We start from the raw sequence: 25127 nt of genomic DNA on the forward strand, positions 1-25127 counted from the left end.
TTCCTGACTTGCCGGGGCGCGTCTTTCTGTACTGGCTTTACTGGTCAGTGCGAAGAATCCGGGCACAGCACGAGCCGGCCCGTGCTGTGAATCACACGGGCCGGCTCGGCCTTAACGCATGTCGTCTACGGGCAGCGTCCCCGCTTAGGCGACGACCGCGGCGAGCGCCTCAGGCACGACAACACTCGCGATCGGCACGTGGTGCAGCAGGGCGCCGATCTCAATGTCAGCCGCGATCAGCTCGCCGAGTTGCCGGCCGTTGCTGTCGTACAGCGGGTACTTGCGGGAGGTACGGGACACGTCACCGACCGGCGGAACCATGGCGATGCGCGATTCCAGCCGCACGACCTCGTCGCCGGTGTCCACGGTCATCCCGAGGTCCTCGATCTCGAACCGGGGGTAGAGCGACGTGACGCAGTCCTTGATCGGCATGACGTTGCCCTTGCCCGGTGCCGGGCTCGGCTTCACGCGGGCGCCTTCGGCCTTCTCCGGCGAGTTGGAGACCTTGACCTGACCGAAGACCTCGCTGTGCCCCGTCACCTGGAGGGACAGGAACTGTGCGGTGACCGTGGCACCGGCCCAGTCCAGCTCCTGACCGTCGGCGGCGACGGGGTCGTGGCGCCGGTAGATCCCCAGGCCATGCAGGTCGACGATGTCTTCGCCCAGACCGTCGATGCTCACGTGGATACGCTCTCGAACGGTGAAGCTCTCGAGCGCGGCCGGGGTCAGGGTGTAGGGCCGGATCGGGTAGAGATTCCCGGCACCGCCCCATGCGGACTCGTGACCCTTGACGACGTCGGCAGACGACAGGGTCGAGCCGTCGATCCCGGGCGCGATGCCGCGATCAACGAGCTGTTGCAGGATGTTCTGTGTGTCCATTTGCTACCCCTTTCGGGTATCGATGTGACGGGTCGACGTCAAGGCCGCAGGGCCAGCGACGTCAACAGTTGGTTGAGCGCGTCGACGACATGCGCGAAGTCAACGATCCGCTCCGGGATCTTGGTCGCCTCGACGGTCCGATCGCCGAGTTCGACGGCGAGCACCTCGATCAGCCGATCGAAGTTGTTGTGAGCGATACTCACTGGAAAAAGTAGCAGTGGAAGTTCATATGCGGGATCGGCCTGTGGCGGCCCGGACTCCAGCTGGCCGGTCGAGTCCGACACGCGGCGCCAGGCCTGTTCCACGCTGAGGTCGAACGAGTGGAACACGTCGTAGTAGTACGGCCGCCAGGCCTCCCGCAACTCGTTAGCAGAGATCTTCATCTTCAGAAAATCCCTGGTCACAGGGAGAATGTTGCTGCGAAACTCGTCGGCTAGGTGGACGACATCCGGCGAGGTCGTCGCGTCCAATGCTGTCATGTGATCCTCCTGACCACGGATAGGGAACAGCGGCCACGGCGCCAGGCCAACTCGCCGAATTCACTCCGGCTCCCGGCATCCCTGTCAGTAGAACACTTTAAATTCATATAGTCAACGGGTCGGCGGGAGCCAGGGAAGAAGACATGGGACACCCGGCAAGAGCCAGGGAAGACATGGGGCACCTGACGAAACGACCGGACGAGAGAGTCAGCCGCGCGACTCGGAGTCGTCGGAGACGGATCGCATCACCCGCGGACCGCCTTCGAACATCGCCGCGAACCGGCGCAGCGCCGCCTGCCAGCCGCCGGCGTACTTGGTGTAACGGTCGAGCAAGGCGGTGCTCATGCGCTCCCAGCCGTGATGCTCAACGACGACGCGGGTCAAAACCGGCCCAAGCCGGCGAAAATGGAGATCCACTTCGGTGAACTCGGGGTCTGGGACTATCTTCCAGGTGAAGGAGAACGAGTCCGGCGGATTCCACGAGGTGACGTGGCCCCAGTCGTGTTCGCCACCGAGATCGTGGACTTGGTAGATGCGTCCGCCGACCCACTCCTCGACGCGCAGCTCGTCCATGTCGGTTCCGGACGTGATCGCCCGCGTCTCCATCGGCCACCACGCGGCCAGCCGCCTGACGAACATGTGGAACGTCCGCTCCTGATCCGCTTCGATCATCAGAGCGTGTCGGATCGGTTCGAGAGGCTCCACGGTCAGCGCCCTACCTCATCGCATCAGCGTCGGCGATGCCCAGTGTGCCAGATGCCCTCGCACCCAAACCGCTGGTAGCGCTTCTCGGTGTTCCTGATCCTGGATCGAGTGGGAGGACTCCCGGGCTGCCTGGCCCTCCTCTCACACCCACCGGACATACCGGCCCGCATCCGGTGCTTCAGCCGACCTGCCGCCACGCCCCGTACGCCCGCTCACCCGGGCCACCGGGCCTCATAACGTCGCACCCTCTGCGCGGGAATCACCTCGGGCCCCTCCAGACCCCGCCTCAGGCGCACGCGACCGGCCCTGGCCGGGTGCGGCAAGGGCCGGTCTTACGGGCGATACGAATATGAACTAGCCGGCGGCGGCTGACTCACCCTTGTGCGGAGGGGTCTCCTGGAGAACGTCCCTCGCGAGTTCGAAACTCTGGCGCCACAGCCCTTCGAGGAATGTCCGGAGCTCGACCAGGGTGACCTCGCTGGCCCGATAGAGCCGACGGGTGCCATCCCGCCGCTCGGTGATCAGACCCGCGTCCTTGAGCACCTGCAGGTGCTGCGAGATGGCGGACCTGGAAACGTCGAAGTGTTCAGCGATCTTTCCGGCCGGCAGCTCCACGGATGCCACCAGGCTCAGGATGGCTCGACGCCGTGGTTCCGCGAGAGCGCGGAACACGACGTCCGCATCAAGGCCTGATCGTTGCGGTGGCATCAATGTAAGGTAGCAGTCGGCTGGTCAGCGTTGCCAAAGGCCGACGCGGTTGCCTTCGGGGTCCTGGAACACGGCCATCACACCGGAGCCGGGGATCTCGTACGGCGTCGTCACGACCTTGCCGCCCAGGCTTTCCGCCTTGTCGAGCGCCGCCTTCGCGTCGTCGACGGCCGCATAGATCACGATGCCTGCGGGATTGCTGTCATCAGCCTGCCCGATACCACCTGGGATGCCCTCCGACGCCCCGGCGTCGACCATCCCGTAGTTCATCTCCTCCAGGACGTGGATGTCCCACTCGAAGAGGTCGGCATAGAACTTGCGCGATCTGGCCGGGTCGTTGGCCGCGATGTCGAACCAGGCAACCGCTCGCCCCATGATCACTCCTCTGTCGCTCTCTTGCCGTGCTCGCCAGGCTCGAGTGTAGGTCGCCGCTTTCGTTAGCGTCAACTTTCGGAAGCACAGACTTGCCCACTACCCCGGTGAAGGCATTGAACACCGTGAAGCCTCCTCCACGCAGGGAGTCGGCGCCGAGTTGGGTATCCCGGCGGGGCGACCACTCCCACCGGCGGAGGTCGTGCGGGTCATGATCTACCTCGTCGAGAACGAGCAGGCGGCAGTGATCCTAGGGACGCTTGACGGTTCCCGACCCCCGTGCCATCGTGAAGCATCTTTGCTATATGTTTTTCCAGTACACTGGGGTGAGCGATGACGACGCAGGCTGTCACTGACTTCCAGGTCTTTCCGGACAACACCCAGGGCTGGCTCGAACGGGCTCGGCAGGTGGCGGATGCTCTCGCAGCCGATGCCACGCAGCGGGAACGGGAGGCAAAGCCGCCGCACGCCGAAGTCCAGTTGCTGAAGGACGCCGGGCTGGTCACCCTGCTCGGCCCGAATGCCCACGGCGGGGCCGGTGAGCGATGGTCCACCGCGTTGCGGGTGTGCCGAGAAGTCTCCAAGGCGGACGGTTCGATCGGGCAGTTGCTTGGATACCACTATCTATGGGCATGGGCCGTCCGGTTTTTCGGAACAGAGGAGCAGATCGCCGAGCAGGAGGCTCTCTACACTCGCAACTGCTACTTCTACGGCGGCGCCATCAATCCCCGAGACAAGCAGGTCGTCGTCACCGACGAGGGCGACACGCTGCGGCTCAACGGCCGGAAGTCCTTCGCGTCCGGCAGCGTCGTTTCCGACCTGACCTGCCTTCTCGGCACCCTCGATGACGGCCGTCCGGTGTTCATGATCGTCGACTCGAAGTCCGCCGGACTGATCTACAACTACGACTGGGACAACATTGGCCAGCGGCTGACCGAATCGGGCAGCGTCACGCTCGCCGACCTCAGCGTTCCGTGGGACGCGGCGATCGGCTACGTCGACAAGCAGATCAATCCGATGCCGTACAACAGCCTATCGCTGCTCACCCTGCAGTTGATCATGACGAACATGTACCAGGGCATCGCCGAAGGCGCGATGGAAACGGCCGCCGAATACACCCGGACCACGACGCGCCCCTGGCCCTACGGCGGCGACGACAAAGAGTCGGCCACCGATGAGTGGTACATCCTGGAGGCCTACGGCGACTTCCGCTCGAAGCTGTGGGCAACTGAGGCGCTGATCAACCATGTCGACGAGGAGCTCTCCGAACTGCTTCACGGGCCGCGGGAAGCCGTGACCTTCCAGCAGCGGGGCGAGGCCGCGGTGCGCATCGCCGCTGCGAAACAGCGGATCATCAAGGAAGGTCTCGAGGTAGGCACCCGGATGTTCGACGTCATGGGCGCCCGCGCCACCGCGGCGCGGTATGGATTTGATCGATTCTGGCGGAACCTGCGGACGCACAGCCTGCATGATCCGGTGGCTTACAAGCAGCGTGAGGTTGGCCGATACGCACTGCTCGGCGAACTGCCCGAGCCGAGCTTCTACACCTGATCCCGAGCCGCAGACCGCCCTTCACCAGCATCTTCGCGAATACCTGTTTCTCCCGCGCCGGGGCGACGCGCGAGCGCACTGCTCGAGCAGCGCTCGAGGAAGCCACCCCGATCCTGTTCCGCGGAACATAGCGTGGCGGCCAGCCGCAGCGGATCCTTCACCGGGCGGGCGTGGGCAAGGGAGGCAGCCACGGCTCAATGGGCGGCACCGACTGCGGGATCACCTGTGTACGGCCAGCCCAGGATCGAGCTGACTGCGGCCGAGCGATCGCGGCACCAGCGGCGTGTCACCGCCTCCGGTAGCCGTCGCTTATCTCGACCGAGTGGCCGAGGTCTCGCGGGATCCCCTCACTGGCCGCCGGCGCCACCGGCCGCATGGTCCTGCGGCGAGGCGGGCCGGGCCGCGCGGTCCACCCACGGAGGTGGGTCAAGTTCGGATTGGGGTAGCTAACAAGGAATATACTTGTCAAGCACTCAGCCTTCCGGAGGGGCCCAACCGTGAAGCACCAGCGACGTAACTACGGACAGTACTGCGGACTGGCCGCAGCACTCGACATCCTCGGCGAGCGCTGGACGTTGCTGATCGTGCGTGAGCTGCTCACCGGCCCCTGCCGTTACAACGAGCTGCAGGCCAATCTCCCGGGCATAGGTACCAACCTCCTGGCCGATCGCTTGAAGTTCCTCACCGAGATGGACATCATCCGGCAGCGGTCGCAGGACGGCGCGAAGACCCGGATGTACGAGCTCACCGAGCAGGGCGAAAGCCTACGCACAGCAGTGCTCGACCTCGCGCGCTGGGGCCTCGGTATGCTCGGCACGCCCGAGGCCGAAGAGGTCGTCCGCCCGCGCTGGGGGGTGCTCGCGGTCGAGGCGATGATAGATCCCCGGCACGCCGGGCCCGACGAGGTATATGAGTTCCGGCTGGATGACGAGGTCTTCCACATCGACGTCAAAGACGGCCGGGTCAAGGTGCTGCATGGCAAGGCGCCCGCCGAACCCGCCCTCGTCGTCCGGACGGACGCGGTGACCTTCGTCGAGATCGGCGCCGGCCGGCTGAACCCGCTGGAGGCGACGCTCACCAGGCGCGTCGTTATGGAGGGTGCGGAGGAAGCGGTGCTCCGCTGCTCCCGTCTGCTCGGCCTGATGAGCTGAGCAAACTATCGTTCTCTAAAGTTCCTGGGCCGCCGCCCTAGATAGTCCAGACGTGCGCCGTTCTCCCACCTTGACCAGCCGTGCTGCCATTCATGCAGTCGACTCGGTAGTGATGATCCAGCTGTAGCGAGCCAAGCTATCGCTATATGTTTTAGAAGTCAACCGTAGACAGGATTACTTAATAATTTTATAGTTGATCGGAACCGCAGCGTCAGTGGCAGAACGGCCACCTGCTGTTCGCGAAGGAGGTGACCCAGTGTCACGAAGCGGTGGGAACAGCCCGCCTCTCCGCCGAGGCAAGCGGCCTCATCGCATCCACAGTGTCACCGTGGCGACCGCGGCGATACTGGCGCTCGGGGTCGCCACTCCGGCGACGGTGCCGGCGCATGCGCAACAACCGTCGGACCGGCGCGGCGACAACGTAGTCATCCGGTGGAACAACGCCGGATTGGACGCGGTGATCAACTCACACCTGGGCCCGCCGATGGTGGCCCGCGCACTGGCGATTCTGCACACCTGCATCTATGACGCCTGGGCCGCGTACGACCGGCGGGCCGCCGGCACCCAGCTGGGGACCGAACTGCGGCAGCCCCCGCGGGAGCGAACGCCGCGGAACAAGGACGAGGCGATCAGCTTCGCCGCCTACACCGCGGCGGTCGATATCTGGCCGGAGCTGCGGCCGAGATTCGACACCTTGATGGCCGAGCTCGGGTATTCCAAGCCGCGGTCGAAGCGCGCCAAAGCCGTTGGTGTCCGCGCCTGCCGTGCGGTGCTCGGCTATCGCCACACCGACGGCTCCAATCAACTTGGCGACCTTGCCGAGGGCGCATATTCCGACTATACGAACTACGCGCCGGTCAATAAGCCGATGCGGGTCGACCAACCGCTTGATCTGAGGACCGTCAAGAATCCGAATCGCTGGCAACCGCTCATTTACGTCGACCAGAACGGTGACCAGAAGACGCAGGCGTACATGGGTCCGCACATGGGCAACGTGACGCCGTTCGCGATGACCTCCTGGGATCAGTTCAAAATGCCCCCGCCCGCCCGTTTCGGCAGCCGCGAGTACGTGAAGCAGGCGCGCGCGCTCGTCGACTATGCGGCCAACCTCACCGACCGGCAGAAGGTGATAACCGAATACTGGGCGGACGAGGGTCCTGGTTTCGTCTCGCCACCGGGCACCTGGTCGCGGATCAGCCAGTTCGTGTCACGCCGAGACCGCCACAACGTCGATCAGGACGCGAAGATGTTCTTCGCGGTCAATAACGCGATCTTCGACGCGAGTACCGCCACCTGGGGCATGAAGCGACACTACGACTACGTGCGGCCGATCACGGCGATCCGATATCTATATCACGGCAAGAAGATCCTTTCGTGGCCGGAAGCCGGGCGGCCGCCAAAGAGGATCGACGGCGCTGAATGGTGGCCCTACCAGCCGATCTTCTTCGCCACCCCGGCGTTCGCCGAGTACGTCTCGGGCCACTCCGCGTTCGGCGCCGCCGCCGCGCAGGCACTGAAGTCGTTCACCGGAAGCGACAGGTACGGAGACTCCGCCACCGTTCGGGCCGGATCGTCGCGGGTCGAGCCCGGCCTTTCGCCGCGCCGGGACATCACGCTTTCCTGGCGGACATTCACCGAGGCGGCGGCGGAGAACGGGATATCCCGAGAATATGGCGGACTCCATTTCAGGGACGGAGTCGCCAGCGGTCTCTCCCTGGGCCGGAAGGCGGGGGCGGCCGTTTTTTTCAAGTCAACCCTTCTCTTTGCCGGTGTCGAGGTCCCACCGATCAATGCCGCGCAACCGTGATTGATTCCCAGCACTAAGAAATTTGTCCGCTATTCGAGGAACAGTGAGGAAACGGAGGCATCATGATTTCGCCTAGACGCTCGCTGCGTGTCGGTCTTACCGTCGTGCTGGTTTCAGCGCTGGCAGGTGCGCAGGCATACGCCGTCGCCGCGCCGGTCGATGCGACCGGCGCGACCGGCCGAGACGGCGTGCGATTCCATGAGATCGCCCTGCCCGGTTCGGAACTTGCCGACTACCGGCGCGGGCCCTCGCCGGAGAAGGCGATCCGGGACGCGAACAAGCAACGCCCGGGACTCACGTTCGGCGACTACGCCGGTGAGCCGATTCACGACCACGGCATCGCCGGGGTGGTGACGTTCGACTACGACGGGGACGACGACCTTGACCTCTACGTCACGAACGGACCCGGCCGCCCGAACAGCCTCTACCAGAACCGGCTTGGCAAGAATAAGAAGCTCAACTTCGCCGACGTTGCCGGCACCGCCGGAGTGACGCTGACCGGCGTCGATTCCAACGGCGCCTGTGCCGGCGACATCGACAACGACGGCGACGTGGATCTCTACGTGCTTGGCAGGAACGCACCCAACCACTTGCTGCGGAACCGCGGGAACGGCACGTTCCAGGACATCACCTCGGCGAGCGGAACAGGGGCGGGAGCGTTCAGCCACACGAGTTGCACGATGGCCGACTTCGACAACAACGGCATGATCGACATCGCCATCACCAACTCGTTCGACATGAAGAAGGCGTTGGCGATCTTCGCCGTCCCGTTCGCCCTCAACCAGGCCAACCAACTGCTGCGGAACGAGAACGGACGCCGGTTCACCGACGTCGGCGACAGCTCGGGGTTCTCCAAGATCGAGGTCAGGGACGTACCGCCCGACGTGGAGGGTCCGTTCGCCGGCATGTCCTGGGCGATCGCCGCTGTCGACTACGACCAGGACGGCGACCTGGACATCATGGTCGCCGACGACCAGGCGGCCTATCCGATGAAGAAGAGAGGTGGGGTCGACCGCGGGCTGCTGCACATCTATCGCAACAACGGCAAGGGCAAGTTCAAGGATGTCACCCACGACGTGGGGACCAACGAGCCCGGCGCCTGGATGGGGCTCGCGTACGGCGACTTCAACTTCGACGGGAACCTGGACGTGTTCAGCACCAGCGCCGGCGACTACCTGTTCCTCCCGCTGCCCGAAATGGGCGCCAAGCTGGGCGACTTCAGCAGCCGCTGGTTCCTGCAGCGCGGTAACCACACCTTCGCCGACCCACGCCGCTCGTCTCTGCCGGATCCCGCGAAGGACGGTGCGGACCCCAGCCTCGGCGGTCTTGGCGCCACCCCGTGGGGCTGGGGTTCGTCCACCCTCGACTACGACAACGACGCCGACACCGACATCTTCTACCACGGGTCGCTGGACGGGATGTTCTGGGTGACCTCCGATAACCCCGGCGCACTGCTGAAGAACAAGGGCCCGCGCGCGCTGCGCAAAGGTTTCTACCCCTCCTTCGAATACGACCCCGCCTTCGAGCGGTCCGGAAAGAACCAGCGTAAGCGCACCGTCACCGGAGTCGCCGTCGGCGACCTCAACAAGGACGGCTTCGACGACATCGTGAGCGTGGCCCAGTCGCGCAAGGTCGGCCCCCTCACGCCATACGCCGACGAGGCGCCGTTCGACTTCGATTCGCCTTTCGACAACGGGTCCTACCTCAAGACCTACCAGCGCACCGGAGGAGGCCCCTCGGTGCCCTCCATCACCCTGAAGCCGACCGGGCGGCACACCGAGGACGGCGACCTGTCCGTCGCGATCAACGGCGGCAACTCCAACAACTCCACGTCCGTCCGGGCCCTGGGCAGCGTCGGCGTCACGCCGGGCGGCCGGGTCAACCGGGACGGGATCGGCGCCGTCGTCAAGTTCACGCCCAAGGGCGGCCCGGCCGCGATCCGGCCGGTCATCGCGGGCTCCAGCTTCGCCTCGCAGGACGCCCTCGAGGGCACCTTCGGCATGGGCAAGCAGCGTCTCGGCACGGTCGAGGTCCTCTGGCCCGGCGGAGTGCGCAACAAGCTCTTCGGTGTTCGCGCCGGCGAGCGGATCACCGTCCCCGAAATCCCCTGCAGCTATGACACCTCGGTGTCACTACGGAGGTACACCACCTGCGTCGAGCGGGCCCTGGACGACCTCGTCGCCGCGGACAAGCTCAACCGACCGCAGGCCAAGCGGTTCTTCGTCAGCGCCATAGCGGCCTACCACCAGGCGCACTAACCCTCAGAGATCAGGTCAGGCCATCGGCCGCAGCGGCGATCACGCCCTGCGGCCGATGGCACATGCAACAGTACGGTCGCCGCGCACTCCAGGACGGGTTCACCCGGGCCGACCAGGTGGTCGCCGTAGCGGGCGGGAGCATACCGATCGGGGTAAGGCACAGCCCAGCGGACGCATCGTCCTCCACCAGCGCGAGCGGCCGCGGCACCGCACCGAGCGGGGCGAGCACCTCATCGTCGCCAGAGACCGCGAACGCCAAGTGCTCGTAGGTTGGTGACACACCACGCTCATCCCACGGCGAGCTCGGTGCAGGGTCGAGGCGATCGTCATGCCGACAATGATCGCTAGGACCATGACAACGCTGACCAAGGCCGACCGGTTCGAGCTTGCTGGGCGCGAACAGGCCGGCCTTGGTCAGCGCTGTAAGTCAGGCGACGATGGCGACGAGCTCAAGGTAGTCGGCCTTGGCCACCAGGGTTCCGTCGCTGGCGCGGTTGGCGCGATCGATCTCCGCGATGGCGCCCGCCGTCACCTTCTCCTGCACGTCCGGGGCGAGGGACTGATAACCGGCCCGCCAAGGCGCAAGGTGGCTGACCAGGAAGGCGGCTTGAGCTTCGGCCGATGGCGCGCACCACTCGTTGGTCCGAACGACCGAGCTGAGCGTCGCGACCCGGCTCCCGAAGAGCTTCCTGCAGTGCTCTTCCATTCCCCACATCACCGGCGGGGTTCCGCGCGCCCCGGGGGGCGCAGGCATGTTGGCCGCCATGACCTTCTGCAGTCGCGCCACCAGCCCGTCGGGCGTCCAGTTCGCCAGGCCTATTCGCCCGCCCGGCCGGCACACCCGCAGCAGTTCGTCCGCCGCGCGTTGCTGGTCGGGCGCGTACATCGCGCCGAAGCTCGACAGCACAACGTCGAAGCTGTTGTCCTCGAACGGCAGATCCTGCGCGTCGGCGACCTGGACGTTGAGCTCCAGGCCTTCCGCGGCCGCCCGGTCGGACGTCGTCTCTAGCATCCCGGGAACGAGGTCCGTGGCCGTGACCTGGCCGCCCCGCCGGGCGGCGGCCAGCGCGGTGTTGCCGGTCCCGGCGGCCACGTCCAGGACACGTTCCCCGCTGTGCACGTCGGCGGCACGCGCGAGCAATTCACTGACCAGAACGTCCCGCACGGCAATCGGATTGTAATCGGCAGAACCCCATATTTTCCGTGCCCGCTCAGTCAGGGCCTGCGGCGTGGTAGTCATCCCGCCCCCTTGATTAGGCCAGCCATGCGGCCGGTATCACTGGATTTGGCAGTTAAATGCTGCGACACGATCGGTCGACTGTCAAATCACCAGGAGCCGCCTCTCTCCATAAACTCTTTGCCCTTTAGTACGATAGAGATGGCCTCGGCTGCGAGATGGGAGTTGGACATGACGAACGACAGGTCGACCGATGTTATTGGCCAAGTTGTCGCCGAAATCTATGCGCGTCTCGGCGAGCCGATAACTATTGACGACATGGCGCGTTCGGCAATGTACAGCAAGTTCCATTTCACCCGGATGTTTCAGCAGGCGATCGGCGTGCCGCCCGGCCGGTTCCTTACTTCGGTGCGATTCCGGGAGGCGGAGCGGCTACTCCTGTCCACCTCATTGAGCGTCACGGAGATCGCCGAGCGAGTCGGGTATTCGAGCCTCGGTACATTCAGCGCCAAATTCAAGAGCACCTTTGGGCTCTCCCCCAGCGTATACCGCGACCTCGCCGTCTACGCCGAGCCTGTCTCCGGCGCGCCTGTCTCCGGCGCCAAGCTGCGGAAGCGGCCCTGAACGAACAGCAGCCCCTCGCGGGCCGACAGGTCGCTCGCCCAGTCCAGAGACAGCAGCCGGCCGATGAAGATCGTGTGGTCACCGCCGTCGCAGGTGCGCCACAGCTCGCATTCGAACCGGGCCAGCGCGCCGCTGATCAGGGGTGCACCGATCAGCCGGCCGGGCTCGTAGGCGATGCCGTCGAACTGCTTTGCCCCCAGCGGACGCTGGAGATCGGCGAAATGCCTGGCCACTCCCTCCTGGTGGGCAGCGAGCACAGAAACCCCGAAGAAGCCCAAGCGGATCCGCCGGTGCATGATCGCCTGGCGGTCGATGCAGAACAGAATGAGCGGCGGGCGCAGCGAAACCGACGTAAAGGAGTTGGCGGTCATCCCGTGCGGAGTCCGGCCGCCCACCGTCACCACGGTCACCCCGGTACCGAACGTGCCGAACGTCCGCCGCAGCAGCGCGGCGTCGGCCATATCGGCGCTGGTCATCTCGCGCGGCTCCACAGAATTCACATTCATTCCGCCCCCCTCGCTCCGGCAACCGTAAACGGCGCGAGCGCCCGGATCATCGATTCGGGGATCCGGGCCGGAGCGGTGGCGTTATTGGGGCCACGCATACACGCCACCCGCTGCCGGCCGCGGGCGACCAGCGTCTCGCCGCCGGGTTCGAGCCGCAGGTAATCGAATCCGAACTCCAATTGCGTCTGAGCGAGATCGATCAGGCGCATCCTGACGGAGATATCGTCGAACGCGGTGACTTCGGCGAAGAACTCACAGTCGACCTTCAGGGTGAACAGTTTCAGGTCATCCTGAAGGTCGACGAGCACCTCGGGTGCGCGTTCCTTGAGGAACATCTCCCGGCACCGCCCCTGCCAGCGCAGATAGTTCGTGTAATAGACGTTGCCGACGATGTTGGTGTCCTCGAATCCGACCGTGTACAGATATTCGAAATAGCTCTCCGCGGAGCTGGCCATATTCATCCACGTCCTTCGGTGAGAACCGCGAACGCCACCGGAGCGGAGACGCCCCGGACGGCGGTCACGAGCGTCGCGATTCGCAGGGTGCCTGCTGAGAGGACCTGCCACGCGTGTCTCCCGCCGGCGACCAGGGTGAGCGGAGCATCGGCTGGCAGCCCGGCCTTGCGCAGACATTCCGTGGCGGCCCAGATCCTGGTCGCCGCGGTGTCGGCGTGCTCCCCAGACTCCCGGGCGGCCAGCCGGGCCACGGATGCGTTGCGGCCGAGCAGGTCCCCCCACTCCTCCCCGGCTCGCGCGGCCACCGCCTCGACGTCGCACGCCACCGTGCGGTCGGCGATCACGGCCAGGGTCAGCCCCGCTCCGTGGGAGGCGGAGATCACCCGGTCTCCATCGATCTCCGGCCGGCCGTCCGGCCGGTATCGCACCGCGGCGTGATGTCCTAGCGCCCGCGCCACGGCCATGGCGGTCTTGGACCGGCGCCGCGCTTCGCTGCCGGTCCCCGGCGGCCGGTCCGGACCGGCCGAGTCATCCGCACCGGTCGGGGCGTCCGGCTCCACGACGACCGCGACCAGGGCGCCGAGCAGATCGTCGACGCCGCGCTCCAGATAGGTCCCGAGCAGCGGGGGCACCCACGGCCCGCGCCCGTCGCCGGTGCGGACCGCGCGCAGCCGCAGCCCTTCCCATCGCTCGACGACGTCGCCCACGCCGTCGCGTACCGCTACGTCATAGATATAGGTGTCGCCGTCCCTGTGCCGTTCGGCCGCGCAATAGCGCAACCGTCCGGCGGCCACCTTCTTCGCGCCGATGGGATACACCCGATCGATCCCAGTCGGCAGCAGGGTGGTGTCTGGCACACAGACCTGATTGCCGTGCATCAGGGCGTCCCGCATTCCGGGGTCGCCGAGCAGCAGGCGGGCGGGCAGGAAGCCGGCGAACCAGGTCCCGGGCTTTGCGTCCGACACCACGACGTCGGCGTCGACGTGACGGGCGGCGACCCGGTGATAGCGGCGCAGCCGCTGGAATCGCGCACCTTGGAACAGCAGATCGCCGTACAGGTCGCGGGCCGGCTCCAGCGGCACCGGCGGCAGGTCGCCGTCGACCTGGCTCGGTGGACCGGCCGGCACCGCAGCGCCGGAATAGCGCAGCCGGGCGCGGAAATGCTCCGCGGAGAAGCCGGTCTCCGCGCTTCGGATCGTCACCTCCACGGTGTCGGCGGCGGTGACGGCGGCGGCGATCCGAATGGTGGCGGCGCCGTCCGGCGGCACCACGATCGGGCGGTGAAACTCGGCCTCCTCGATGATCGGCGTCTGGGTCCATCCGGTGGCCGCGGCCGCGACCTGCGCCATCGCCTCCATCCCGAGCACGGCAGGGAACAGCAGGTCGCCGTCAAGGCGATGGTCGGCCAGGTAGGGGTCGGTGCCCGGGTTCAGCTCCACCTCGGTGATCAGTTCAACCCCGTGGTAGCGCACCAGCGGCTTGTCCACAAAGCGCAGCAGCGGCAGTTCGGGAAGTTCGCGGCGGACGGTGTCGATGTCCCCGGTCCGACCGCTGATCACCACGATGGTCGGGGCGTCCGGGTCGCTGACCAGCCGACGCAACATCCGTACGCCTTGGTCCGGCGTGATCGGTGTGATGCCCTCTCGGGCCAGGGCCTCGGCGACGGCCAGCCGTTCGCCCATGCCGACGCCCGACCAGACCGACCATTCCAGGCACAGCGTGCGGCACCGCGGGTGAAGATCGGCGAACTCACGGGTGCGGTCGGCCAGCCACTCGTTCGCGGTGGCGTAGTGCGCCTCACCGCGCAGCCCGGTATGGCCGAGGATGCTACCGAACGTCACCAGCAGCCGCAGCCGGTCCGGCTCGATCGCCGCCAGCACCGCCCGCAGTCCGTCAACCTTGGGAGCAAGCGTCCGCCGGAACATGTCCAGGTCGAGGCCGGTCAGCAAGGTCGGCTCGTTGAGGCCGGCGCCGTGCAGCAGCGCGGTGACCGGCCCCAGCTCGGCGATCAGCTCGGCGACGGCGTCCCGCACCCGCGCGGGATCAGTGACGTCGGCGCGCGCGTACCGTACGGTCACGCCGCGGTCGGCCATCCGCCGCAGGTTGGCCGCAAGCTCGGAGTCCTGATCGGGATCGGAGCGCCCGAGCACGGCCAGCCGAGCCCCGGTGTCGGCCGCCAACGCCAGCGCGCATTCGGCGGTGATGCCCTGCCCGCCACCGGTCACCAGGAGCACGTCGGTGTCGTCCAGCGGTGCCTGTGCCCGGGCCGGCCGTACCGGCAGCGCGCGCAGCGTCGGCACCCGCCGCACACCGGCACGGTCGTAGTACACCTCGGTGAAACGGTCGGTCGCCGCCGCCTCGGCCACCACCTGGGGCACCGTACGGCCGGCCGCCCACGGGCCCCCGGGCAGGTGCACGATCGTCGTCCGCAGGTGCGGAGCCTCCTGGCGCAGCGTCTTCGCCAGCGCGGCCGCGCCGCAGCCCGCCTGAACCAGGACGAACCGGCTGTCCGGCGCTCCGGCGGCGGCCGCCCGCGCCCCGGCCAGCGCCGACTCCAGATCGTCGACGCCCCAATCGGCGGGCAGGCAGACCAGCACGCCGGAGCCGACGTTCGCCCGGGTCAGCTCCCGCCGTAGCGGCTCGGCCAGCGGGTGACCGTGCGGTGCGTACACCTCCCACGATCCGGCGACCTCGGGTGCCGCCCGCGGCGGCAGCGGCAGCTCGTCCACCGCCTCCAGCAGGTCGACGCGGAAGGCTCGAACCCAGGGCGCCGCCCCGGCCACTTCGCGTGCCGGCTCGGCGTCCACCGGCCCCGCCGTGTCCGCCACCGTGTCAAGCACTTCGGCCAGCTCCCGTAGCGTCGCGGTGGCGAGGTTGGTCGGCGCTTGGATCGCCGGACGACCCAACCGCCGGGCGACCTCGTTCACGACCTGCCCCACCGTGATCGAGCTCAGGTGCAGGCTGTCCAGCAGCTGGCTGTCGTCGGTCACCATGGCGACCGGCAGCTCGGCACGTTCGGCGACCAGCCGGCGCAGCAGTTCCAGGCTCGGCTCCGTCGAGCGCTCCTGCTCAGGCGCCGCCCCGTCCGGCCCCGTCCCGCTCGGTGCCGTCCCCTTCGACGGCTGCTCGGGCGGTGCTCCGCTTGGTGCGAGGCGCCGGGCGGCGTGGGGCTGCCGCGCCGGCACCGCGCACGGATTGGTGAAGAATTTCGGTCGTACCCCGACGCGCACCGGGCGGGTCAGCCGGTCGTGGAAGAGCACCTCGTGTCGTACCGGCGCGCCCAAGGCGTACGCGGCGCCCGCCACCGCGAGCAGCCCGCGCAGACTCTCATCGTCGGTGTCCAACGCGATCGCCGGCACATCCGTCAGGGCCGCGGCCAGCCCGCTGAGCACCCGCCCCGGCCCCACTTCGACGAATAGGTCGACCTCCTTGGCCGCCAGCTCCACCGCCGACGCGAACAGGACCGGCGCGGTGATCTGCCTGCGCAGCAGGCTTCGAACGTCGGTGTCGGCCGCCAACGCGGCCCCGGTCACCGTGGAAATGACGCGCCGGCCGATCGGGGCGAGGTCCGCGCCGGCCAGCCAGCCGCCGAACGCCTCCGCTGCGGGCGCCACCAGCGGCGAGTGGAAGGCGTGTGAGACCGCCAACCGCTTCCAGCGCGTCCCCGCTTGGTCCGCCCGGTGCCCGAACGCCACGATCGCTTCGGCCGATCCGGCGATGACCGTCTGCGCTGGGCCGTTATATCCGGCGATCACGACTGGCAGGCCGTCGGCCAGCATGGACACGGTGTCTGGCGCCGCGCTGATCGCGGCCATGGTGCCCGCCGCGGAGTGCTCGGTCATGGCCCGGCCTCGAGCGGCCGCCAGCCGGCGCAGCGTCTCCTCGTCCATCGCGCCGGCCCAGTGCAACGCCGAGATCTCGCCGAGGCTGTGGCCCACCGCGACCCTCGCCGCCACGCCAAGGGCGGAGAGAACGCGCAATGCGGCCACCGAGCCGGTGACGATTCGCGGTTGCGCAATGGCGGTCGCCACCGTGTCGCCGGTCGTGTCGAGCGCCGCGCGTTCGTACACCTCGCCCACGGTGAGGAACCGGCGGCGTAGCGCACCGCCGGTCGTGCCGTGGCCCGAGCCCTGGCCGGGGAACAGGTAGCCGATCTTGCCAGGGCCGCTCACGTGCCCGAGGAAGACCCGGCCCTCGATGTCGACCAGCGAGGTCTCTCCCGCGTCGATGGCCGCCGGCACCCGCTGCAGCCGCCGCTCCGCGTCGGCCGGGGAAGACACGACGACCGCGGCGCGGTAGGGCAGGTCGCGCAGTTCGCTCTGCAGGACGGCGGCCAGGTCGCCGAGCTGGGCATAGGACAAGACCGGAACGAAGTCGATCAACTGCGCCACCCGGTCGCGCAGTGCCGCCGGTGATTCGGCGTCGAACAGCAGCAGTTCGGCGTCCTGGATCGATGCCGCCAGCGAGCCGGTGCGGGCGTCGAGCGAATCGCGCCGCCGCGGGACCGTGTTCTCGACCACGATGTGGGTGTTGATGCCGCCGAACCCCATGGACGTGATCCCGGCGCGCACCGGTGCGGCGGACGGCCACGGTTCGGCCTTGCGCAGTACTCGCAGCGCCGCAGGTTCTTCGGCGAACACCGGATGCGGATCGACGCACCCGACGGCCGGCGGCAGCACCTCCTCATGGACGGCCATCACGGCCTTGATGAGGCCCGCCACACCGGCGGCGGCCTTGGTGTGCCCGATCACGCCCTTGATGGAGCTGATCACGGCCGGCTCGGCAGGCGGGCCGGCCGCGTCCACCCGCGCGGCACGGGCCGACGACAGCGCGCGGAGTTCGGTCGCGTCCCCGACCTGGGTGCCGGTGCCGTGCCCTTCGAACATCGGCACCGTGTCGATGCCGAACCCGGCCCGCTCGTAGGCGCGGCGCAGCGCCAGGTGGTAACCGCCGATCTCGGGACGGGTGATGCCGCCGCTCCCGTCGGACGACATCCCCCAGCCGGCGATGGTGGCGTAGACCCGGCGCTGGTCGGCCACGGCGTCCGCCGCCCGCATCAGCACGATCATCCCGCAGCCCTCACCAGGCCAGAATCCGTTGGAGTGACGGTCGTACACCCGCATCTCGCCGACGGCCAGCGCGCCGGTCTTGGCGAAGCCGACCATCTCGAACGGATCGATCGACAGGTCGACGCCGCCGGCGATCGCCACATCGACCTCGCCGTCGACCAGCGACTTGCACGCGGTCACCACCGACAGCAGCGACGAGGAGCACGCGCCGTCCACGGTGTAGCCGCCGCCCTTGAGGTCGAAGTAGTTGCAGATGCGACCGGCGATCGTGTTGGACAGGCCGCCTGCCAGGGTGTCTTCGTCGATGCCGGGGAAGGGGCTCTTGTAATCGGCCTCAAGGGCGTCGAGGAACGCGGCGATCCGCTCCTCGTCCCAGTCCTGCGCCATCAGCGCCGCGGCCACTGTCTGCCGGACGTACGGCCACCGCAGACGCATCACGTTGGCGCGGGTGAACTCCCCGGTGAGGGTATTTCCCACGATCACGCAGGTGCGCTCCCTGGGGAGCCCGGCCGCGTCCGGGAATCCCGCGTCGGCGAGGGCCTGGGCGGCCATGTCGAGCGCCAGCCAGTGGGTGAGGTCAGTGGAGCGGTACGTGCTTCCCGCGATCTTGAAACCGACCCGATCGAATTCGTAGCCCTCGATGACCGCGGCGTTCGGCGAGTAGAAGCGATCCGGCACCGACGGGTCGGCGTCCCAATAGTCGGCCAGCGGCATCCGCTCGTCGGGCAGCCGACGGAAGGCTCGGCGACCTGCGATCGCGTTCTCCCAGAGTTCTCTCGGCGACGCAGCGTCCGGATAACGGCACGCCATGCCGACGACCGCGAGCTTAGACACCCGGCACCATCCTTCTCAGTTCGCGCCTACTCGGTTCGCGACTTCTCAGTTCGCGCCTGCTCAGTTCGCACTGCACGACCGACGACCACAGGTCTCACGCGGGCACTACCTTCCTTCCATCTGCGGGGTCGGACGCTGGGGCAGCGGACCCGTCCGCGGAGACGGCGGATTCCCGCGCCGCCCCGGCCGCGGTTCGCTCCGCGAAGTGCATGGACCACAGGAACCCGCCCCGGATGAGACAGCCGAGCGCGGTGGCGAAGAAGAGCCCGTACGTGATGCCGGCACCAGCGAAGAACCCGTACAGCAGGGCGATACCGCCGCCGAAGGCGACCTGTGACGCCGGCTTTGACGGGCTGGTGCCGGGGTCCGTGATCATGTAATTGGTGAAGAGCACGAACGCCACCCCGGTCATCGTGGCCAATGCCCCGAGGATCGCCGTGTCGAGAACGAGGCCGCGCACGATCGCCTGGAGCACGAACACCCCGAGCCATCCAGCGATCAGCCAAACCCGCCCGGTGAGCTTGGCGTTGAGTATGGTGCCCGCCACCAGGATGACCGCCGGGACGATCCAGTCGGCCAGGCCGGAGAGGTGCTCGGTGAACTCGTACGGCGGCGCGATGGCGGCCCACGGGAACAGCAGCAGGATCACGGCGATGCCCAGGTTCGACGGGTTCATGAAGTGGCGCATTCGCCCGCGCACCGGCGCCCGCAGGACCCACTTGCCGCCCACCGCGACAACGACCCCGAACATCATCACCCAGACCCGGTCGTTCACGTAGATGAGCATGTTCAGCGCCAGCGCCGTGATCGTCGCGGGATACAGGAATTCCAGGACGCCGCGCGCGCCGCCGCCCAGGAAACGCGGCACCCGCCCCTCCACCCGGGCGCCTACGATCTCGAGCCCGAACTCCACGGTGTACGCGGTGGCCAGGGCGATGAAGGGGTACAGCCACGGCTGCTCGAACCCGAAGAGCGTGTAGCCGAGGATGTTGAACACCGAGATCGATATGGCGAAGTTGCGCAGTGCCTTGACGACCTTCGGGTCATGGCGAGGAGGGCTTGCCTTCTTCTCGTTCATGATCGTCACTTCTCCCTGGTCTGAATGCGTGCCTGTGAACCGAGCCGCAGCGCGTGCCACCCTGGGGCGAGCCGGAGGTCCTGTTCACGTACCTGACCGGTGTGATCACGCCACCGCAGGTGCACCTTGACAGGCCGGACATCGGCGCCAAGACCGAGATGCACCTCGTGGCTGCGTTTGCCGGAATGGCCGCTGCCGCCGTCGACCCTGGCCAGCTGCGTACGGCCGTCGGACGTCGTCACCGTCACCTGTGCGCCGGTCGCCGGTGAACCCGGAGCGGGCAGCACTCCGGTGGCCGCCGGGGCGGCGAGCGGGACGTCGTCGGTCAGCCGCAGCCCGAGGAAGGCGCCCTGGGACGGGCTCTCGTTGCGGTAGAAGACCGGCTCGTCCCACTGCCGGGCGATGGCCATGTCAAGGCGGCCGTCCCCGTCGGCGTCGCCGGTGGCTATGCCCCTGGTGGGTACCGGGATGGCGAGGCCGAGCGGCCCCGCCACATTGGCATACCGGCCGCCCCGCATCTTCGCGAAGAAGGCCACGGTCTGGCTCCCGGCGATGTCGTCGCCTGCGGTCACGTGCGGCCACCAGCTCTCGAACTCGACCACGCCGTCATTCGCCGTGGCCAGTTCCTGCAGCTGTGCCCAGCGGTTGACCTCGCCCCTGACGAATCCGGTGGTCTGGACGATCGCCGGGTCGCCGCTGTTGTCGAAGTCGGCCATCTTGACGTCCCAGCCCCAGCCGGACCAGGCCGTGCCCGCTTCCGCACTGCGGTCCCGCCAAGGGGCTTCGCCGTTCCGCAACCGGGTGCGCAGGTCACGTTGGCCCCTGGCCGCGGACATGAACTGGAAGTTGCTCTCCTGGAGACCGAAGGTCGTGGTGATGTTGCTGACGAACATGTCGTAGAGCCCGTCGTGGTCGAGATCGGCGAAGTCGATCCCCATGCCCTTGAAGGAGTCCATGCCGACCCGCTTGGACTTCGGCACAAGCGGGGTACGGGCTCCGGTTACCCGCGAGAACTGGATCTTGCCTGGACGGGAGCGGTTGTAGAGGAGCGCGTCCCTGCCGTGGTCCTGGGCCAGGTACAGCTCGGGCAGCTGGTCGCCGTCCAGATCGTTGGCGCCGACGGCGAGCACCCAGCCCTTCGAGACGTCGTCGGGCAGGACGTCGTCGAGCTTCTGGTAGGCGACCGCGGGCTTGGGCCCGGCGGAGCCGCCGGTCCACCGGAAGAAGTGGTCCTCGCCGCCGTTGGTCGCGTCGGACAGCGAGCGGTTCATCGTCACGCCGCCGCTGACCCGGTCGTCGAGCACCGGTCCGTCCTGGAAGTAGTTGCCGATGTAGATGTCGTCGTGGCCGTCACCGTCGAAGTCGTCGACCGTGGCCGCGTTGCTGTTCCACTGCGGACCGGTGTACGTCGCGCCGCCCGCATTCGGCACCAGTTCCACCGGCACGTACGCGGCGGCGGTCAGGGCGCGCGCATCCGGCCGGGCCAGGTGAACGATCGGCGTACGGCCCCACATGTAGACGAGGAGGTCCATCCGGCCGTCTTCGTTGAAGTCGCCGGGAACGCAGCCCATCGGCGCCATGACGTCGTTCATGGGCAGCGCGCCCGGGCTCAGGGCGAACGACCTGTACCGGTCCGCACCCCTCCCCGGGCTCGGCGCCACCACGACCCGGTCGATACGCGGATCGGTGATGCACAGGTCGTTGGACAGGCCGTCACCGTCGAGGTCGTTCATCGCGACCCCCGCGCCCACCGACGAAATCCATGCGTCGATGTGCTTGTAGTCCTTGTTCACCCGGCGAATCGTCTGCTGCCGGTAGCCGCCCGGCAGCTCGATCGACATCGGCACGAAGCGGTATCGGCTCGCCACCTCGGCGCGTTCCCCGGCCGGCACCGCCGGCAGCCGGACCGCGAAGAACATACCCACGGTCACGACCATCACGATGATCCCCGGTAGCTGCCGGTACACCCAGCCACGTACAGCGGCCACGGACTAACACCTCCCCAGCGACACGAACTCATCGGCGATGCCACGCCGCCACACCTCATAGGCGGGGACCTCGCCCGGGACCACCCGCGCGGGACGGGTCTTGATGGCGATCCGCGCCGCCTCGTCCGCGGACATCCCGCAGAACACCTGCGCGGCGACATCGGTGTGCGGCACCTCCAAGCCGGCCCGCCGCCGCGCCTCGGACGCGAACGCGCAGCCCTGCGCGACCTGCGGCCGGTACTCGCCGGCGCGTTGCCAGAACCCGCGCAGCTCGGCCTCGCCGGCGCCGCCCGCGTATGTGGCGGCCAGCCCGGCGCCGCTGAAGAGGTCCGGCCGCCGCCGCGCCGGGAACCTCTCGATCAGCCCGAGGACGACGTCCGCATCGGCGCCGCCGACGAACCACAGGGCCCGGCCGACGCCCTGGTCGAAGACCCGGGCCCCGTACCACTCGGGCCCATCGGCCGGCCAGCGCAACCGCGCGGGCTCGGCCCGCCCGCGCACATATGTGCCGGTACGGAAGTACGCCTGATGGAAGCCATAGCCGTCCAGCACGAGCCACCGCACGACCGGGTCCAGAACAGTCTTCGGCCAGCGGAACCTGGGCAGCCGGGCCATCGCCCAGCCGAGGCCGACGTACGCCATGTACATGTGGTCGTCACCGCGTCCCGCCATGTACCCGCTGAACCTGCGTCCCTTTCCCGGCGAGAGCCCGTCGACCATGGCGAAACCCATGGCCGCACCCTCGTAGGCGAATCCGCGAAACCGCACAGGGAGTTTCTCCAGCGATTTCGCCGGCTCGCCCGGCGAGCGCGATCGGGCGGCCTGGGCGTAGCCCGTCAAAAAGGCACGTCCGATCGTCTCCAGCAGCTCTTGAGCATCAGGGTCCTTCACGTGGAACCCACGTTTTTCGAGTCTCACCTCCGTCGAACTCGGCGTGAGAACGCGGCTCCTCAGCGCACGCCAAGAACTGGCCAATTGACCCCCCAATCTCGCTGGACCGCCCGAAAGGCCTGCCAAGGTCTGATTGTGCATCAGTCCATGGAATATTGAGAGCTTTCAAATTTCCCAGGGCGTGCTCATGTGCCGTCACCGGGTCAACAGGACGGTTCCGATAAACAGAAAAGGAGGTAGCCTGCACAGTCGGCTGCGCGCTTAACACAGAGCCGAGATCAGGAGGGGAATCGCACAGTGCGCATAAAGGCCGGCAGCAGCCACGGGCGCCGCCCACCGACGACGACCACCTTCCCGGTGAGCAGCGCGCGGGCTCGGCTGACGCGTCCGAACAGCATCAGATTGAGCGTCACCGGGTCGTAGGACACGCGTGCGTCGATGTCACGGCCGGGCTCCCCGATCGACACATCGTGCCCGCGCACGACCATCACGGCGGGGGCGGTGTACTTGGACCGGAACTCGACCGCGATGCGGCGATCCGACGGAGTCTCCGCGCGCTCTTGTATCCGCCCGATGCCGTGCCGCACCATGCCGAGCACGAACACCGCCAGGAACGTGGCCGCGTCCTTCGGCGCCATGTCCCATCGCGTCCGGGTCGCGCGGGCGATGTCGTGCCCATGGATCAGCAGTTCGTTGACCAAATGGGCCAGCAGTCCGCCGACCGGAACCCGGGAGCCGCCCAGCCAGGCCACCGGCAGTTCCGGGTCCAGGTCCGCGGTCACCAGGAGCAGCCGGTCGATCTCGGCACGCAGCCGCTGGGCGAGCTTCCGCGGGTCACGTTCGGCGAAATGCCGCAGGCAGTGATCGTTGAGCTTGTCGACGGTGTCCACCGTGGTGACTGCGATCTCGTCCATCAGCCCGGGAATGGTCGGCGGCGCGAGGCCGGGATCCAGCAGGAGATTGTCCAGCCAGGCGATGAGTACAACGTGCGCGGCGGTGTCGGCCACCGTCCAGTCCGCGGTCGCCATCGTCTCCGGCACCGTGGCGTTCACGAGCGCGGCGAACCGATCCCCGGTCTCCCGGACGGCGACCCGCGTGGCCGTCCACTGCTCGGCGGTAATCGTCGCGGTCACGGGAGCAAGATAACGCCGACGCCGGAGAACGGAAGACGTTCAACTCGTTCCGCGAACTGCACTTTCGAACAAGCCGACATCGCCGCTCCCGTCATTACATGAGCAATGCCTGTCGCGCACTTGAGCCCGCGCCGACCGCAACCTGGAGATGGTCATGGACCAACCGGTCGGTGGCCGATGACGGGCAGGCCAGCGCTTTTCCAGGCTAGGAAGCCACCGATGAGGTCGGTGGCGTTGCGCAGCCCCAGATCCTGCAAAGCCGCGGCGGCGAGGGACGAAGAGTAGCCCTCCTCGCAGACCACGATCCACCGGACACCGTGATCGGTGGCTTCAGGAATGCGCGATGCGCTAGCGGGGTCAAGACGCCATTCCAGATGATTGCGCTCAATGAGGATAGCGCCCGGGATCTCACCCCCAGCCCGGCGCTGGAACTGTGGGCGGGTGTCCACCAGCCAGGCACCGTCGGAGGAGGCAGCAGCAGCCTCGGCAGGCTGCAGACGGCGTAGCCGGGCGCGGGCCGCTGCGAGCAACTCGTCGATGGTCATCGGCCGGGCTGCCTTTCCCACGGAAGCTGGACGAATCCATGCGCTCATAGACTAGATCTTTCTCAAGTCGCTTTGGGCATGTGGCGCTCGCGATGACCACGAGCTCCAGAGGTTCCGCAACAGTCGAATACCAGGAGTCTAAACCTTGACTAGATATTTCTAAAGTTGTGTCCTGTTGGCACGGCCCTCCGGGCAGAGCGGGAACATGCCCGCCGCGCAGCGAGGAGTGGCAGGAACCGGAATGGCGTGCACAGGTCGGCTGTGCACGAAAAGGAGACTCGAATGCCGCATGTCACCATGGCCCCCGACCTCAAGCCTGGTACTCCCGGTCTCATGCAGTACCGCCCCGAGACCGGCCGGCCCCTCAGCCAGCTGGCGGAGGTCCTACTCCGTGACGCCCACTCGCTCAGTCGTGCGGACCGCGAGCTGATCGCCGCCCATGTTTCAGCTCTGAACGACTGCAAGTTCTGCCTGTACACCCACTCCGAGGTGAGCGCACAGCAACATCCGGAGGGACGGGCCACGGTCGACAAAATCCTGGCCGACCCCGCCAGCGCGCCCATCTCCCCGAAGCTGAAGGCTCTGCTGAAGATCTCCGAGGCGGCGTCGGAGAGCGGCCACGCCGTGACCAAGGAAATGGTGGCGAGCGCGCGTACCGCGGGCGCGACCGATACGGAGATCCACGACACCGTTCTGATCGCGGCCGCTTTCTGCATGTACAACCGCTACTGCGACGGGCTGGCCGCAGTGGTTCCCGAAGACCCGGCCGCCTATGTCCCGATGGCGGCAATGATCATCCGCGAGGGCTACAGCTCCTGCGCCACCAGCGACTAGACCATCCCCCCGCCCCGCCCGAAAGTGATTCAGGTCGGGCGGTCCATCGGTCGTCGCGGCCGCTGCCGGCTCCCTACGGACCT

21 protein-coding genes are annotated in these 25127 nt (G+C 67.6%); 6 read left to right on the top strand and 15 right to left on the bottom strand.

Going from position 1 to position 25127, the window contains the following annotated elements; translation table 11 throughout:
* Nucleotides 1-144 precede the first annotated feature (144 nt).
* The 5 genes from HKK74_RS18085 to HKK74_RS18105 all read right to left on the bottom strand — a co-directional run bounded on the left by HKK74_RS18085 (nucleotide 145) and on the right by HKK74_RS18105 (nucleotide 3146).
* Nucleotides 145-879: a DUF6073 family protein gene (locus tag HKK74_RS18085; RefSeq protein WP_187244389.1), complete on the bottom strand. Its 735-nt coding sequence runs from the start codon at nucleotides 877-879 to the stop codon at nucleotides 145-147.
* Between the two features lie 38 nt (nucleotides 880-917).
* A complete protein-coding gene (locus HKK74_RS18090; RefSeq protein ID WP_187244390.1) occupies nucleotides 918-1358 on the bottom strand; it encodes a hypothetical protein in 441 nt (146 codons plus the stop codon).
* A 207-nt stretch (nucleotides 1359-1565) separates the two neighbouring features.
* On the bottom strand, nucleotides 1566-2030 hold the full coding sequence (locus HKK74_RS18095) for an SRPBCC domain-containing protein (protein ID WP_187244391.1): 465 nt from the start codon (nucleotides 2028-2030) through the stop codon (nucleotides 1566-1568).
* Between the two features lie 387 nt (nucleotides 2031-2417).
* Nucleotides 2418-2771 carry an ArsR/SmtB family transcription factor gene (locus HKK74_RS18100; RefSeq protein WP_187244392.1) on the bottom strand — a complete coding sequence of 118 codons (354 nt, stop codon included), beginning with the start codon at nucleotides 2769-2771 and terminating at the stop codon, nucleotides 2418-2420.
* Nucleotides 2772-2795: 24 nt separating this feature from the next.
* Entirely contained in the window at nucleotides 2796-3146 is a 351-nt protein-coding gene (locus HKK74_RS18105) for a VOC family protein (RefSeq protein ID WP_187244393.1), read from the bottom strand.
* 330 nt (nucleotides 3147-3476) lie between these two features.
* Here HKK74_RS18105 and HKK74_RS18110 point away from each other — a divergent pair, with 330 nt between their 5' ends.
* The 4 genes from HKK74_RS18110 (at nucleotide 3477) to HKK74_RS18125 (ending at nucleotide 9910) form a co-directional block, all read left to right on the top strand.
* On the top strand, nucleotides 3477-4694 hold the full coding sequence (locus tag HKK74_RS18110) for an acyl-CoA dehydrogenase family protein (RefSeq protein ID WP_187244394.1): 1218 nt from the start codon (nucleotides 3477-3479) through the stop codon (nucleotides 4692-4694).
* 497 nt (nucleotides 4695-5191) lie between these two features.
* Nucleotides 5192-5845, top strand: a complete 654-nt coding sequence (locus tag HKK74_RS18115; protein ID WP_312881590.1) for an HxlR-like winged helix-turn-helix transcriptional regulator — start codon at nucleotides 5192-5194, stop codon at nucleotides 5843-5845.
* Between the two features lie 328 nt (nucleotides 5846-6173).
* A complete protein-coding gene (locus tag HKK74_RS41475) occupies nucleotides 6174-7652 on the top strand; it encodes a vanadium-dependent haloperoxidase (RefSeq protein WP_187244395.1) in 1479 nt (492 codons plus the stop codon).
* Nucleotides 7653-7714: 62 nt separating this feature from the next.
* Nucleotides 7715-9910: a CRTAC1 family protein gene (locus tag HKK74_RS18125; RefSeq protein ID WP_187244396.1), complete on the top strand. Its 2196-nt coding sequence runs from the start codon at nucleotides 7715-7717 to the stop codon at nucleotides 9908-9910.
* Between the two features lie 10 nt (nucleotides 9911-9920).
* Here HKK74_RS18125 and HKK74_RS18130 read toward each other — a convergent pair whose 3' ends face one another.
* Nucleotides 9921-10190, bottom strand: a complete 270-nt coding sequence (locus HKK74_RS18130; RefSeq protein ID WP_222722407.1) for a hypothetical protein — start codon at nucleotides 10188-10190, stop codon at nucleotides 9921-9923.
* Nucleotides 10191-10337: 147 nt separating this feature from the next.
* Complete coding sequence (locus HKK74_RS18135; RefSeq protein ID WP_187244397.1) at nucleotides 10338-11075, bottom strand: class I SAM-dependent methyltransferase; 738 nt, start codon at nucleotides 11073-11075, stop codon at nucleotides 10338-10340.
* 243 nt (nucleotides 11076-11318) lie between these two features.
* Between HKK74_RS18135 and HKK74_RS18140 the strand changes: the two genes are divergently transcribed.
* Entirely contained in the window at nucleotides 11319-11711 is a 393-nt protein-coding gene (locus HKK74_RS18140) for a helix-turn-helix domain-containing protein (RefSeq protein ID WP_222722408.1), read from the top strand.
* Here the strand turns inward: HKK74_RS18140 and HKK74_RS18145 are convergent.
* From HKK74_RS18145 to HKK74_RS18180, 8 genes are all read right to left on the bottom strand, one after another.
* Nucleotides 11651-12202, bottom strand: coding sequence for a flavin reductase family protein (locus HKK74_RS18145; protein WP_312881591.1), 552 nt, complete (start codon nucleotides 12200-12202; stop codon nucleotides 11651-11653). The genes HKK74_RS18140 and HKK74_RS18145 overlap by 61 nt on opposite strands.
* A gap of 11 nt (nucleotides 12203-12213) precedes the next feature.
* Entirely contained in the window at nucleotides 12214-12672 is a 459-nt protein-coding gene (locus tag HKK74_RS18150; RefSeq protein ID WP_187244399.1) for an acyl-CoA thioesterase, read from the bottom strand.
* Nucleotides 12673-12674: 2 nt separating this feature from the next.
* Nucleotides 12675-18575, bottom strand: coding sequence for a type I polyketide synthase (locus HKK74_RS18155; RefSeq protein ID WP_312881592.1), 5901 nt, complete (start codon nucleotides 18573-18575; stop codon nucleotides 12675-12677).
* A 94-nt stretch (nucleotides 18576-18669) separates the two neighbouring features.
* Complete coding sequence (locus tag HKK74_RS18160) at nucleotides 18670-19653, bottom strand: RnfABCDGE type electron transport complex subunit D (protein WP_187244400.1); 984 nt, start codon at nucleotides 19651-19653, stop codon at nucleotides 18670-18672.
* A 5-nt stretch (nucleotides 19654-19658) separates the two neighbouring features.
* A complete protein-coding gene (locus tag HKK74_RS18165; RefSeq protein ID WP_312881593.1) occupies nucleotides 19659-21641 on the bottom strand; it encodes a CRTAC1 family protein in 1983 nt (660 codons plus the stop codon).
* 3 nt (nucleotides 21642-21644) lie between these two features.
* A complete protein-coding gene (locus HKK74_RS18170; RefSeq protein WP_376771535.1) occupies nucleotides 21645-22559 on the bottom strand; it encodes a DUF1702 family protein in 915 nt (304 codons plus the stop codon).
* A 251-nt stretch (nucleotides 22560-22810) separates the two neighbouring features.
* Nucleotides 22811-23665: a maleylpyruvate isomerase family mycothiol-dependent enzyme gene (locus HKK74_RS18175; protein ID WP_312881595.1), complete on the bottom strand. Its 855-nt coding sequence runs from the start codon at nucleotides 23663-23665 to the stop codon at nucleotides 22811-22813.
* 152 nt (nucleotides 23666-23817) lie between these two features.
* The gene (locus tag HKK74_RS18180; protein ID WP_222722409.1) at nucleotides 23818-24210 is read right to left on the bottom strand and encodes a rhodanese-like domain-containing protein; all 393 of its coding nucleotides are present in this window, start codon (nucleotides 24208-24210) and stop codon (nucleotides 23818-23820) included.
* A 282-nt stretch (nucleotides 24211-24492) separates the two neighbouring features.
* Here HKK74_RS18180 and HKK74_RS18185 point away from each other — a divergent pair, with 282 nt between their 5' ends.
* Nucleotides 24493-25044, top strand: coding sequence for a carboxymuconolactone decarboxylase family protein (locus tag HKK74_RS18185; RefSeq protein ID WP_187244403.1), 552 nt, complete (start codon nucleotides 24493-24495; stop codon nucleotides 25042-25044).
* The last annotated feature ends 83 nt before the right edge of the window (nucleotides 25045-25127 follow it).

The sequence above is a fragment of the Actinomadura alba genome, from assembly GCF_014323705.1.
GTDB lineage: Bacteria > Actinomycetota > Actinomycetes > Streptosporangiales > Streptosporangiaceae > Actinomadura_C > Actinomadura_C alba.

Bases quoted from the DNA above. Each gene is read 5' to 3' on its own strand.
- HKK74_RS18125 (WP_187244396.1), top strand. From the start codon at position 7,715: ATGATTTCGCCTAGACGCTCGCTGCGTGTCGGTCTTACCGTCGTGCTG.
- HKK74_RS18185 (WP_187244403.1), top strand. From the start codon at position 24,493: ATGCCGCATGTCACCATGGCCCCCGACCTCAAGCCTGGTACTCCCGGT.
- HKK74_RS18095 (WP_187244391.1), bottom strand. From the start codon at position 2,030: ATGATCGAAGCGGATCAGGAGCGGACGTTCCACATGTTCGTCAGGCGG.
- HKK74_RS18085 (WP_187244389.1), bottom strand. From the start codon at position 879: ATGGACACACAGAACATCCTGCAACAGCTCGTTGATCGCGGCATCGCG.
- HKK74_RS18160 (WP_187244400.1), bottom strand. From the start codon at position 19,653: ATGAACGAGAAGAAGGCAAGCCCTCCTCGCCATGACCCGAAGGTCGTC.
- HKK74_RS18140 (WP_222722408.1), top strand. From the start codon at position 11,319: ATGACGAACGACAGGTCGACCGATGTTATTGGCCAAGTTGTCGCCGAA.
- HKK74_RS18090 (WP_187244390.1), bottom strand. From the start codon at position 1,358: ATGACAGCATTGGACGCGACGACCTCGCCGGATGTCGTCCACCTAGCC.
- HKK74_RS18100 (WP_187244392.1), bottom strand. From the start codon at position 2,771: ATGCCACCGCAACGATCAGGCCTTGATGCGGACGTCGTGTTCCGCGCT.
- HKK74_RS18110 (WP_187244394.1), top strand. From the start codon at position 3,477: ATGACGACGCAGGCTGTCACTGACTTCCAGGTCTTTCCGGACAACACC.
- HKK74_RS18150 (WP_187244399.1), bottom strand. From the start codon at position 12,672: ATGGCCAGCTCCGCGGAGAGCTATTTCGAATATCTGTACACGGTCGGA.
- HKK74_RS18180 (WP_222722409.1), bottom strand. From the start codon at position 24,210: ATGACCATCGACGAGTTGCTCGCAGCGGCCCGCGCCCGGCTACGCCGT.
- HKK74_RS18105 (WP_187244393.1), bottom strand. From the start codon at position 3,146: ATGGGGCGAGCGGTTGCCTGGTTCGACATCGCGGCCAACGACCCGGCC.